This is a genomic window from Billgrantia sulfidoxydans, from assembly GCF_017868775.1.
Taxonomy (GTDB): Bacteria; Pseudomonadota; Gammaproteobacteria; order Pseudomonadales; family Halomonadaceae; genus Halomonas; species Halomonas sulfidoxydans.
The window spans coordinates 3382575-3395069 of the sequence record NZ_CP053381.1; the positions used below are offsets into that span (position 1 = coordinate 3382575).

General features: G+C 68.0%; 10 protein-coding genes. 4 read left to right on the forward strand and 6 right to left on the reverse strand.

Annotation, left to right across the window (positions count from 1 at the left end):
* Positions 1–131 precede the first annotated feature (131 nt).
* The 3 genes from HNO51_RS15645 to HNO51_RS15655 all read right to left on the reverse strand — a co-directional run bounded on the left by HNO51_RS15645 (position 132) and on the right by HNO51_RS15655 (position 3440).
* Positions 132–1046, reverse strand: a complete 915-nt coding sequence (locus tag HNO51_RS15645; protein ID WP_197448172.1) for a DMT family transporter — start codon at positions 1044–1046, stop codon at positions 132–134.
* 65 nt (positions 1047–1111) lie between these two features.
* Positions 1112–1915, reverse strand: a complete 804-nt coding sequence (locus tag HNO51_RS15650; RefSeq protein WP_197448173.1) for a slipin family protein — start codon at positions 1913–1915, stop codon at positions 1112–1114.
* Positions 1916–1979: 64 nt separating this feature from the next.
* Complete coding sequence (locus tag HNO51_RS15655; RefSeq protein ID WP_197448174.1) at positions 1980–3440, reverse strand: NfeD family protein; 1461 nt, start codon at positions 3438–3440, stop codon at positions 1980–1982.
* Positions 3441–3718: 278 nt separating this feature from the next.
* Here HNO51_RS15655 and HNO51_RS15660 point away from each other — a divergent pair, with 278 nt between their 5' ends.
* From HNO51_RS15660 to HNO51_RS15670, 3 genes are all read left to right on the forward strand, one after another.
* Complete coding sequence (locus HNO51_RS15660; RefSeq protein ID WP_197448175.1) at positions 3719–4930, forward strand: ABC transporter substrate-binding protein; 1212 nt, start codon at positions 3719–3721, stop codon at positions 4928–4930.
* A gap of 205 nt (positions 4931–5135) precedes the next feature.
* The gene (locus HNO51_RS15665; RefSeq protein WP_197448176.1) at positions 5136–6830 is read left to right on the forward strand and encodes an ABC transporter permease; all 1695 of its coding nucleotides are present in this window, start codon (positions 5136–5138) and stop codon (positions 6828–6830) included.
* On the forward strand, positions 6827–7462 hold the full coding sequence (locus HNO51_RS15670; protein ID WP_197448177.1) for an ATP-binding cassette domain-containing protein: 636 nt from the start codon (positions 6827–6829) through the stop codon (positions 7460–7462). Before HNO51_RS15665 ends, HNO51_RS15670 begins: the two co-directional genes overlap by 4 nt.
* Here HNO51_RS15670 and HNO51_RS15675 read toward each other — a convergent pair.
* The 3 genes from HNO51_RS15675 to HNO51_RS15685 form a co-directional block, all read right to left on the reverse strand.
* A complete protein-coding gene (locus tag HNO51_RS15675) occupies positions 7452–8045 on the reverse strand; it encodes a hypothetical protein (protein ID WP_197448178.1) in 594 nt (197 codons plus the stop codon). The two genes, HNO51_RS15670 and HNO51_RS15675, sit on opposite strands and share 11 nt — an antisense overlap.
* Before the next feature lie 94 nt (positions 8046–8139).
* Entirely contained in the window at positions 8140–8418 is a 279-nt protein-coding gene (locus HNO51_RS15680) for a hypothetical protein (protein WP_197448179.1), read from the reverse strand.
* Positions 8419–8546: 128 nt separating this feature from the next.
* Positions 8547–10886 (reverse strand): PqqD family peptide modification chaperone, encoded by a 2340-nt coding sequence (locus HNO51_RS15685; RefSeq protein ID WP_209537824.1) that lies wholly within the window; start codon positions 10884–10886, stop codon positions 8547–8549.
* Between the two features lie 293 nt (positions 10887–11179).
* Here HNO51_RS15685 and HNO51_RS15690 point away from each other — a divergent pair, with 293 nt between their 5' ends.
* On the forward strand, positions 11180–12136 hold the full coding sequence (locus HNO51_RS15690) for a sulfurtransferase (RefSeq protein WP_209537825.1): 957 nt from the start codon (positions 11180–11182) through the stop codon (positions 12134–12136).
* Positions 12137–12495: the final 359 nt, after the last annotated feature.

Consider the following 12495-nt stretch of genomic DNA (forward strand, 5'->3'; position numbering starts at 1 on the left):
GGAGAGAGAACGCTAGGGCGGCGTGGCCAGCCCGGTTAGAGGAGTCAGCACGTAGCGTCGCATCCTTGGTCAGGGGAACTCGCGGGGCTCGGTTTTCAACCTGACACGCCCCTCACGAGCGGCGCATGTTATCAGAGACCACGCTGCGCTGCACCCCGCCCCCGCAGGCGCCGTTCCAGCCGGCGCTCATAGAGCCCCTTGGCCAGCAGCGTGCCGAGCACCAGGGCACCGCCGATCAGCGCCACCGGCGCCGGCCGCTCGCCGAGGATCCACCACACCCACAGGGTGCCCACCACCACCTCGAGCAGCATCAACAGCCCCACCTCGGCGGCCGGCAGGTAGAGCGGCCCGCGCTGGATCAGGGTGAAACCCAGCGGCAGCAGCACCAGGCACAGCAGTACCAGCAGCAGCAGGCTATCGGCCGGCGGCAGCGCAATGCCGCCGCCGGCCAGGCCGAACAGTGCCGCCACGGCCGCGACGATCAGGCCGGAAAGGGTCAGCATGGGGCTCATGTCGACGCCCGGGCGGGTGCGGCAGAGGGTGAAGTTGGCGGCCAGCGCCGTCGCCGCCAGCAGCGCGAAGCCGTTGCCGATCCACGAGCCCGCCCCGGTATCGTCGAGCACGATCAGCGAGGTACCGAGCAGGCACAGCCAGATGGCGAGCCAGGTACGCCGCGGCAGCCGCTCACCGAGAAACAGCCGCGAGAGCAAGGCGGCGATCAGCGGCGCCCCGGCCAGGATCATCAGTACGTTGCCGCCCTTGGTGTACTGGTTGCCGAGCACGAAGCCGAAGGTGGAGAAACTGAACAGCAGCGCCACGCCGATGCCGGTCCCGCCGCAGCGGCGGTAGGCCGCCAGCGTGCCGGCCCCGTGCCGCGCCAGCATGAGGAGGATGAAGCCCAGCGCGGTCAGCAGCCCGCGCCACAGCAGAATCTCGCTGTCGGGTAGACCGATCAGCTTGATCAGCAGGGCGTCGGGGGAAATGATCAGCGCACCGCCACCGGTCAGCAACAGCCCCTGTTGGCGGTGTGAAAGGGAGTGGAACAAGGCGACCTCATCTTCCGTCAGGTCGCCTCAGGATGCCACGCCCAGGCGGGCGTGGCACGTTTCGTTCAGCCTTCGCCCAAGTCGTCTGGTCTCGTTCCCGCGTTGCGCGCCTGAGCGGCCGGCGAGGCCTGCATGTGCTTGAACGCCTCCATGATGTCCATCGGCAGCGGGAAGACGATGGTCGAGGCGTTCTTGTTGCTCATGTCGCTCATGGTCTGCAGGTAGCGCAGCTGCAGCGCGGCGGAGTTCTCGGCCATCACGTTGGCCGCCTCGACCAGCTTCCTGGAGGCTTGCAGCTCGCCCTCGGCGTGAATCACCTTGGCCCGCCGCTCTCGCTCGGCCTCGGCCTGGCGGGCGATGGCGCGAATCATGCTCTCGTCCAGGTCGACATGCTTGATCTCGACGTTGGCCACCTTGATGCCCCACTCCTCGGTCTGGGTGTCGATGATCTCCTGGATGTCGTCGTTGAGCTTGTCGCGCTCGGAGAGCATCTCGTCGAGATCGTGCTTGCCCAGCACCGAGCGCAGCGTGGTCTGGGCCAGCTGACTGGTGGCGAGGGTGAAGTTCTCGACCTGGATGATCGCCTTCTCCGGATCGACCACGCGGAAGTAGAGCACCGCGTTGACCTTGACGGTGACGTTGTCCTGGGAAATGACGTCCTGCTCCGGCACGTCCATGGTGATCACGCGCAGGTCGACCACGCTCATCTGCTGGATCCCGGGAATCACGATGATCAGCCCCGGCCCCTTGACCGACTGGAAGCGACCGAGGAAGAAGATCACGCCACGCTTGTATTCCGGCAGAATGCGGATCGACGCGGCGATCAGCATGAACAGCAGCACTACCGGCACGAGATAGGAAATCATCATGAGCACACTCCTCGATATGTCTGGCCTCGATGTGTCAGGTTGCCCCTGTCGCGAAAGCGTTCCCTTACTGCGCCGCCCGATCGGCGGGCACGACCACGAGCGTCAGCCCCTCGACCGCCACCACCCTCACCTCCTGGCCGCGCGTCAGGGCGGCACTGCTGCGGGCATTCCAGCGCTCGCCCCTCAGGCGGACATGGCCCTGCCCCTGAAAATCCTCCTGGGCCACGCCAAGGCTGCCGACGAGCTGCTCCTGGCCGGTACGGGCAGGCCGCCGGCGAAGACCGGCGAAACGGATCAATACCCACAGCATGATCCCCGCGGCCAGCAGGGCGATGCCGCCGATCAGGGGAAGGGAAACCGCCAACTGTTCTGAGTCCATCAGCATCACCGAACCGATCACGAAAGCCACGATCCCCCCCATGCCGAGAATGCCGAAGCTGGGCATCAGCGCCTCGCCCACGATCAGGCCGAGCCCGACCAGGATCAGCGCCAGACCGGCATAGTTGATCGGCAACAGCTGGAAGGCGAACAGCGCCAGCAGCAGCGAAATCACCCCGATGGTGCCCGGCACCAGGCTGCCCGGGTTGGAAAGCTCGAAGATCAGCCCGTAGAAGCCGATGATCATCAGGAAGTAGGCCACGTTGGGGTTGGTGATCACCTGCAGCAGCTCGGTGCGCCAGTCGGGATCGAAGCGCTCGATGACGAGGTCTGCGGTGTTCAGGGTGCGCTCGCCACCCGCCATCACCACGTCGCGCCCGTCGATCTGGGCCAGCAGGTCGTCGATGTCGCTGGCGACCACGTCGATCACGCCACGTTCGAGCGCCTCGCGGGAGGTCAGGTTGACCGCCTCGCGCACCGCCTCCTCGGCCCAGTCGGCGTTGCGGCCGTGACGCTCGGCCAGGCCGCGAATGTAGTAGACGGCGTCCTCGAGCACCTTGCGCTCCATGGCGGTCTCACCGCGCCGGGGAGACGGCTCGGTGTCCGCCTGCTCATCGCCGGCCTCGGCGCCATCCCCGGCGGCCTCGTCGCCATCCCCGGCGGCGTCCTCGTCAGGAGCTTCCTCCGCGGGATCGTCCATGCCGGGCAACCCCCCGCCCCCCATCTGCACCGGGGTGGCCGATCCCAGGTGGGTCGAGGGGGCCATGGCGGCCACGTGGCTGCCGTAGAGCAGGTAGGTGCCGGCGCTGGCGGCGCGCCCACCGCTGGGAGAGACGTAGATGGCGACGGGCACCTGCGATGCCAGCATGGCGCGGATCATGCTGCGCATGGTGGCATCGAGCCCGCCCGGGGTGTCCATCTGCACGATGACGAGTTCGGCATCGCGAGCGGCGGCACGTCGCAACCCGCGCTCGAAATAGTCGCCGGTAGCCGGCCCGATGGCGCCCTCCACCGTCATGACCAGGGCGATGCGCCCATTCTCCTGAGCCTGGCTCTGCCATGCCAACAGGCCACCGCCAAGGAGCAGACACAGAAAGCTCGCCCACAGCACAAGACGGTGAAACCAGACGACACGGCGCACGCTCATGACAACCTTTCCTCGCGTCGTGATACGGGTATGCTTGTTAAGACCCCACTCTTGGTGTTTCAGTTTCTACTGAAATCAGGTTAGCAGGCCTCGCCATACCACGCCGTGTCGACTTACTCGGGCTCCGCTCGGCGAAGGTGTCAGCATGGCAGCTACCCTCGCGACCGCGGTGTAGGATCCGCAACGATCCGCAACGAGGGGCATCGCACCTGTGGACGGCAGGCTACGGCTCTTCACATGGGGCCACTCTCCAATCCACCCTATCGAGGAGTGAGTCGATGTCGCTGCGTCTACTTCGTGTCCTGCCATTGGCTGCCATGCTCGCCCACCCACTCCACGCAGCCTCCGCCCTGCAGGAATGGGAGAGCGTGCTCGACGAAGCCCGCGGCCAGACCGTCTACTGGCACGCCTGGGCCGGCGACACGCGGATCAACGACTATCTCGACTGGGTCAAGCGCCGGGTCAGGGACGAGCATGAGGTCGAACTGGTGCACGTCAAGATCGACGACACCGGCTCCGCCGTCTCCCGGGTCTTGGCCGAGCGCAGCGCGGGCAATCACGACGACGGCAGCGTCGACCTGGTCTGGCTCAACGGCGAGAACTTCGCCGCCATGAAAGAGAACGACCTGCTGTACGGCCCCTTCGCCGAGCAGTTACCGAATTTTTCCCTGACCCATCCTGAGCACAACCCCGAGGTGGTGACCGACTTCACGCTGCCCACGGAAGGCTATGAGTCGCCCTGGGGCAAGGCGCAGATCACCTTCTACTACGACGCGGAGGCACTCGATGAGGAGCCGCCGCGCAACATGGCGCAGCTGCTCGCCTGGGCCGAGATCAACCCGGGGCGCTTCACCTATCCGCGCATACCCGACTTCCTCGGCAGCACCTTCCTCAAGCAGGCGCTCATTGCCCTGGCCGACGACACCGATGTGCTCTACGAACCGGTCGTGCAGAGCGATTTCGAGGCCGTTACCGCGCCGCTGTGGGAATACCTGGATGCCCTGCATCCCCACCTGTGGCGCCGCGGCCGGCAGTTTCCCGCCAATGGCCCCGAGCTGCGTCGCCTGATGGGCGACGGCGAACTGTCCCTGGCCTTCACCTTCAACCCGGCGGAGCCGGCCGCCGCCGTGGCCGACTTCGAGCTGCCCGAGTCGACCCGCAGCTACGTCCTTGAGGGCGGCACCCTGGGCAACGTGCACTTCGTCGCCATTCCGTTCAATTCGCCCCGCCGGGCCGGCGCCATGGTCGTGGCCAACTTCCTGCTCTCGCCCGAGGCCCAGGCACGCAAGCAGGACCTCGCGGTATGGGGTGACCCCACCGTACTCGACGTGACACGCCTCGACGCCGAGACCCGTTCCTTGTTCGAGCAGGAGAGCGACAACCCTGCCCTGCTGCCGCCGGAGGCGCTGGCCGAGACCCTGCCGGAACCGCACCCGAGCTGGATGACGGCGCTGCAGGACGCCTGGCAGGCGCGCTACGTCGGTCGCTAGTCTCTGTCTGAAAAGTCGGCGAGCGAAGGTCAGACAAGGCAAAAATCGTCGAAAAGACGGAGTTTACGGGGTGTAAATGAGTACTTTGAGCCGATTTTTAACGCGGTATGACCGAGCGCAGCCAGTTTTCGGACAGGGCCTAGGACACGCTGAAGATGGCCAGATGCACTCGCCGACACCACCTGGCGGCAGGTAACGCGCTTTGATGCTGCGCCTCGCCCCACTGCTGATCGTCACGCTGCTGGTCGGCCCGATACTGGCCGGCCTGACCATGGCGCTGCTGCCTGCCTTCGGCTATCTGCCGGCGCTGGGCGGCGAACGCCTGAGCCTGGCCCCCTGGCGCGAACTGTTCGCCCAGCCGGGGCTGGCGCGTTCGGTGGCGGTCAGTTTCGCCAGCGGACTGGTCACCACCGCCGTATCGCTCGCCGTGGTGCTGCTGTTCCTGGCCAGCGTGTCGGGCAGCCGGCTGGATCGCTGGATACGGCGTATGGTGGCGCCGCTGCTGTCGCTCCCCCATGCCGCCGCGGCCTTCGGCCTGGCATTCCTCATTGCCCCTTCGGGGCTGTTGGCGCGGCTGGTCTCGCCGGAGCTGTCCGGCTGGCAACGCCCGCCGGACCTGCTGATCGTCAACGACCCCTGGGGGCTGACGCTGATGGCCGGCCTGGTGGTCAAGGAGATCCCGTTCCTGCTGCTGATGAGCCTCGCCGCCCTGCCCCAGTTCGATCCCGAGCGACGCGTGGCCATGGCCCGCTCGCTCGGCTATCGCCCCATGACCGCCTGGCTCAAAGTGGTGGTCCCGGCGCTCTATCCGTTGATACGGCTGCCGGTCTACGCGGTGATCGCCTACGCCACGGCAGTGGTGGATGTCGCCCTGATCCTCGGCCCGACGCTGCCCCCGACCCTCGCCGTGTCGATCCTGGCCTGGTACCAGGACCCCGACCTCTCCCGGCGCTTGGTGGCCTCGGCAGGCGCCGTGCTGCAGCTCGGCGTCACGGCGTCGGCGCTCGCCGTCTGGTGGTGCCTGGAGGGCCTCGTCGCCCGGCTGGGTCGGGCCTGGCTCGCCCGCGGTGGACGCGGCCAGGGCGAGCAGCCGTTGCGCCTGGCGGGCAAGGGGCTGATCCTGCTCGCCTCGCTTACCGCCTTCGTGGGCCTGGCCGGTCTCGCGCTCAGCTCCATCGCGGGCCTATGGCGCTTTCCCGATGCCCTGCCCCAGGCCGTGACCGCCGCTCACTGGTTGCGCGCCCTGCCAACCCTGGCAGGGCCGGTCGCCACCACGGCGCTCATCGCCATCGGCGCGACGCTGATCGCCCTGGCCTTGACGCTGGCGGCGCTCGAGAACGAGCAGCGCAGCGGGCGCCATCCGGCCGAGGGCAAGCTGCTCTCGGCGCTGACGCTGCTCTATCTGCCGCTGATCGTGCCGCAGATCGCCTTTTTGTTCGGCCTGGTGGTGGTGATGGAGTCGCTGGGTACGCGGCCACGGCTATGGCTGGTGATCTTTGGTCATCTGCTGTTCGTGTTGCCCTACGTGTTCCTGTCCCTTTCGGAAGCCTACCGTCGCTTCGACCCGCGCTGGTCGCAGCTCGCCCTTAGCCTTGGCACCTCCCGCCACGCCGTGTTCTGGCGCGTGCGCCTGCCCATGCTGCTCGCCCCGCTGCTCACCGCCGGTGCCGTGGGTCTCGCCGTCAGCATCGGCCAATACCTGCCCACGCTGCTGCTCGGGGCCGGGCGCATCGCCACGGTGACCACCGAGGCGGTGTCGCTGGCCGCCGGAGGCAACCGCCGGGTGATCGGCGTATGGGCACTGGTCCAGGCCAGCCTGCCGCTGGTGGGATTTCTCATTGCCGTGGGCCTGCCGCGGTTGCTCTGGTCCAACCGCCGCGGCATGCGAGGGTCGTTATGAACACATCCCACCACTTGGTGCTGGAGGATATCCATATCGCTCTGGTCGGGTCGCCCCTGCTGTCACTCGATGCCGAAATCGGCCCAGGCGAGGTGCTCACCGTCATGGGGCCTTCCGGCTCCGGCAAGTCGACCCTGCTGGCCTACCTGGCGGGCTTTCTCGCACCGTCCTTTCAGGCCAGCGGACGGATCCTGCTCGACGGGCGCGACATCAGCCGGCTGCCGGCGGAACGGCGCGGCATCGGCCTGCTGTTCCAGGACCCGCTGCTGTTTCCGCACCTCTCGGTCGCGGGCAACCTGCGCTTCGGCATGCCCCGCGCCGTCCCCGACAAGGCAGGGCGAATCGAGGCAGCGCTGGAGCAGGTTGGCCTGGGAGGTTTCGGGTCGCGCGATCCCGCGACGCTGTCGGGCGGTCAGAAGGCGCGTGTGGCCCTGATGCGCCTGCTGCTCGCCGAGCCCTGCGCCGTGCTGCTCGACGAACCCTTCTCCAAGCTCGACCGACCGCTACGCCACGACATGCGCCGGCTGGTCTTCGACCGGCTGCGCGAGGCGGGCCTGCCCAGCCTGCTCGTCACCCATGACAGGGAGGACGCCGAGGATACCGGCGGCCGGGTGATCGAACTCAGTCACTGAGAGCGAGCCTGGGTTTGCTCGACCTGGCGAAGGAGCCTGTCTGAGGTGGGGTTGCACTTCGCTGCCAGAATCGAAGCGTCGATGGGTGGACGCCGAAATGCGCCGGCAGGGTCACGCCGAGGCTCTCCGCCATCATTCCCAGCAGGGCCATGTGATGCACCGTATGGCTGGTCAAGAACGCCAGCTCGCGCGCCAGGCTGGTGGTCAACGACAGGCATCCGCTGGCCCCCTCGACGGGGTATCGCACCCTCAACGTGGCCGACTGATGCGCCTCCAGGCATGACAGCGCGGTGCCGATCGCGACAAGCCTCGCAACGGCCAAGGACGGCTCGGCTTCGAGCCGTTGGTCCCGCCGGCGGTTCTCATAGTCGATACTGCCAACTCCCGCGCCGGCCAGCAGGGCATCGTAGTGGTCGAGGATATGGCGCACGTGCTTGCCCAGGCTCTGGCGCCTCGTCGGGCCGAAGGCGTGCCGATAGACGGCGGGCGCCAGCCGCTCCAGGAACGTCTGCAATTGATGCAGGGCCAGCCGGTTCTCCTCGATGAGGCTGTCGAGACAGGCAGTGTCTTGTGGTTCGCTCATGCGCCTTTCCTCTTGGGTGGACGGGCCTCGGATTGCCGGCTCCGTACCGGGTCACGTCAGTGCCCGGCACGGAACACGGCGGGACGAGACATCCCTAGGTGCCTTCGGCCTCGGCTTCCGCTTCTCCTTCCGCTTCGCCCTCGGCCTCGCCCTCTGGCTCACCTTCCGCTTCAGGCTTCTTCTCCTCGTGCGCTTCGGCCAGCATCAGCGGCGCCTCCTGCCCACTGGTGTAGGCCGGCTGCGTGCCGGCCTCGTCGGCCGAGGCCTGCAGCGCGGCGCCACTGGCCACCAGCGCCAAGGCGGGGGCCGCGTAGCCGAGACGGCGGCTTAGCCGGCTCAGCAGCGTGCGGCGCTTCTCCTCGTGCTCTGTCATATCGTCTTCTCCTTCAGGGTCTTGATGTGAAGGCGGCATGCAGCATAGGGCTGTCACGCCGCCTGGCAACGAAACGGGCTCATCGAGCTCGCTTCGACAGGTGGCCCACATGGTGGGTCACCGGCTGCTCAGTTCCCGGCCGCCATCGAGTCGGCCGGGGTGGGTTGGGAGACGTCCAGTTGAGTCAGCGTGGATTCGACGCCGACCGTCCAGCACGCTCTACCCTCCAGCCAGCGGTCCAGCTGCTGTATCGTCTCCGCCGAAGGGGGCACGCCGCCTGCCGTGCGACAGCCCGGCAGCAGCACCCCCAGGGCGTCGAGCCGGGACAGCGGCGTGGGGGTAGCGGGGGCGGACTCCGTGCCGGCCATGACCCAGACCGGCAGCTCGCGTGGCAGCATCGGGAGAGCTTCCGCCTCGCTCCAACCGGCTCCCGGCCCTGGCAGGCCGAGCGGTTCCAGACGCACCTCCTCGCCCTCCGCCGTCAGCCTGACGCCACGGGAGAACCGGCTGCGGAGCGCCGAAGGCAGGGCGGCAAGCGCCTCCCGCGCTTGGGGTTCGCCGGCGACGCATAGCGCGACGCTGCCCGCCGGCGTCACCACCAGATGGGCGTCGATCACCGGCTGCCCCGGCCCCGCGGCCTGACGCAGCAGGAACTCCGTCAGTGCCGGCACGATGGCTGGGAGCGTCAGGCGGGAGGCGATCAGCGTGTCATCGGAGGCCAAGGCATAGCCCGCCGCCGCCTTCAGCAACGCCAGCCGCGGCAGTTCCCGGGCCGCCTCGGCGGAGAGCGGCAGGAGCCCGTCCCCGAACCCCGCCTGCAGGTGCTCCATGGCAGCGACGTCGGCCACCTCCAACGCCCAGCGCCGCTGCTCATGGGCCAGCAGCACCGTCTGGCCGGCCTCGTCATTCGCCGACGGTGCGCCAGCAGCAGCATCGTGTTCCGGCAGCGCGATCCCCTCGTCGCCACGCTGGCACAGCAGGCCCAGGCGGCACCACTCCGCAAGCGTCGACCCCACCTCTCCGCGCAACGACTCGGCGCCAGGGGCATCCTCCGCCTCGGCGGTCGCCGCCCCCAGCGCCTCGACGATCACCTCGGGTTCGAGCCCCTCGGTGGCCAGCAGCCAGATCAACGCCGCGGTGTCGTTGGGGCGATAGAGGCGACCACTCTCGGCGTCGTAGAGGGCCAACTGCTGGTCGTCGTAGACCTCGCTGACGCGACGGCGCATCAGCTTGGGACGCGGCACACGGCGGCCGGCCAAACCATCGGCCAGCGCCAGGTCCTCAGGCGTCGGCAGGGGAAAGTACGCCAGGTAGCGCTCGGGGTCGGCGGCGGGCAGCAGGCGCTGGAAGCCGCCGGCCCTGGCCAGCTCCGCCTCGGCTTCGGCCAGCGGGTCGGGGGCTTCGGCAGCATCGCCGTCAGCGAGGCCGGTCAGCGCGATCAGGTCGCGCACCAGGTCGCCCTTGATCCCCTCCTCGATGAGCCCGCCGCTTTCCGGTGCGGCACAGGTCCCAAGCGACGGGCTCAGGTTGCATTCGAGGATCCACGGCTTGAGGGTGTCGTCGATCAGGCAGTCGAGCCCCAGCAGCTCGTAGCAGCCCCTGGGATCGGCGCCCAAGGCGGCGGTACGGCTTCGCATCGCATCGACCCCGGCGATGGCGGTAAGACTCACGAGCTCCTCGATGCGCGCGAACAGCGCCGCGTCGTCGTGCCCTTGCTCGCGCAGCCAGGCGCGGTAGCGGTCGAGATCGATGAACTCCACCGGCACCTCGGCGCGGGTGTTGAGCGCATTGATGTCGGGATTGGTCAGCTGGCTGTAGGGGTTGTCGGCGTCGTCCGGGTCCCAGGGCTCGGAGGCGAGCTTGGCGAAGCCTTGGCGATAGAGATAGACCCGCAGCGGCGCGAGTGAGGCGATCAGCACGTAGAGCCGCAGCACGTACTTGTGCCCCCGAATGGTATGCGGTTGGTCGAGATACTCCTGGACCAGCCAGTCGGGCGCCAGCGGCGCCTCGCCGACGTCGCGCAGCACCCGTACGCCCTTGCCCTTGGAGGCATTGGTCGGCTTGAGGATCCAGCGCTGGGCGGGATTGCCCCGAGCGGCCTGCTGCAGCGCATGATAGTCGTGCGGCATGACATAGGCGCGAGGGAAGAAATCCAGCCTCGAGGTCAAGGGATGCTGCGCCCCGAAACCTTCGGCCATGCGCGTGCGCAGGTTCGCCAGGCTCTCGTGCAGCCGGCTCTTGACGGTCAGCGCCGCATTGCCGGGAACGTGGTTGATGCGGCGCCGGGGCGAGGCGTTGCGGAACTGGGCTGGCTCGGGCATGCCGGTCACCCACGCACTGTCCCACTGCTGCGCGTCGCCCTCTTCCCAGCCCCGGGCTTCGAGGGCCTCGCGAAAGAACCGATCCTGCTCGGCGGCCCGCCTGCCCGCCAGCCAGAAACGCCGCGGGGGCGGCTGCTGTTCCGTCATGCTCGCGTTCTCCTGTGTCTTGTTTGTCGGGGCGTCGCCACGGATTCGCGGCGTGACCGGCAACCGCCGGGGCCTGGCAGATCCCGAGGCCCCTCCTTTGTCGTTCAGGCTGTGTCGCCACGACTGCGCGTTCCTTACAACCGATAGCAGCCAATCGCCACGCTGTCGCCGGTGAGGTCCGGATCGTTATTCCCCTGGGGAATGTGTCCGACGGAAAGCGTTCTCGACGAAACGTTGCGAGACCAGCACCACCGACCTAGGCTCCTTCCATCCCCAGCGAGGAGGATGGACTCATGCGAATCTCTCTGTTCCTGGCGGCCGGCGCACTGGCGTTTGCCGGTACCGCCCAGGCGATGCACCCCTCTCCCCTGGTCGATGCCGAGTGGCTCGATGGCCAACGAGACAATGACGATCTCGTGGTACTGGACGTGCGCTCCGCCATTGACGACGGCGGCGACCGTGCCGCCTTCGAAGCCGCCCGAATTCCTGGCAGCCGCTACAGCAACTATGCCGAGGATGGCTGGCGCGAAGAGCGCGATGGCGTGGCCGGGCTGATGCCCGACGAGGAAAGCCTGGCCGAGCTGATCGGCGGCCTGGGCATCGGCAACGACACCACCGTGGTCGTCGTGCCCGCCGGCACCGGTCCGACCGATTTCGGCAGCGCGGCCCGGGTCTACTGGACCTTCAAGGCACTCGGCCATGACGAGGTGACCATCCTCAACGGCGGCTTCGCCGGCTGGGAGCAGCAGGGCTTCGAGACCGCCAGCGGCCCGGTCGACCCGCCCGAGGCGGTCTCCTTCAGCACGACGCTGCGCGAGGAGCTGCTGGCCACCGACGAGGAGGTCGAAGCCTCCCGCCAGGCCGGCGAGCAGCTGGTGGACGCCCGCCCCGAGGGCTTCTACCGGGGTGAGGAGCAATCGCCCGCCGCTCGCGTGCCGGGCACCATCCCCGGCGCCGTGAACCTGCCCCACCACGACGCCCTGGTCGAACGCGACGGCGCCTGGTACCTGGAGCCCGAGCGGCTGACGGCGGCCATCGATGCCCTGGCGCTGGATCGCGAGGCCCCCACCGTCGCCTTCTGCAATACCGGGCATTGGGCTTCCAGCGGCTGGTTTCAGCTCAGCGAGGTGGGAGGGCTCGACAACGTCACCATGTACGACGGCTCCATGGCCGCCTGGACCCGCGACGATTCCCGTCCGGTGCAGCTGGCCGATCGCGACACCCTGAGGGTGGGCGAACTGCTCGATTGAATCGCAATGACCACGCTGCGCAGCGGTTCCACTCCTGCGACAGCCCCCTAAGCCGTTCGAGCCGCTGTCCCGGAGCGGCCACCACTTCGACCCGGGACAGCGGAACGAGCCGACTCCTTGGCGGCGGGACACTGGCATCTATTCTGCGTTACAGACAGCAAGGCAATCACACGATTTGCTAAAAAACATCAGAAGAAAGGCCTACCAACCCCACCTAGACGACCTACCTCTTTTTTCGTCTGAGTGCGGGTGAAGCCAGCGCGTTTCCGTGTCGCCGCGCAGCGCCAGGCCCCGCTCACTGTGACGGCGAGTCAAGGAGCCTTATCACGTTGTAAACCCCGCTTTCCTTCCTTTTCGCT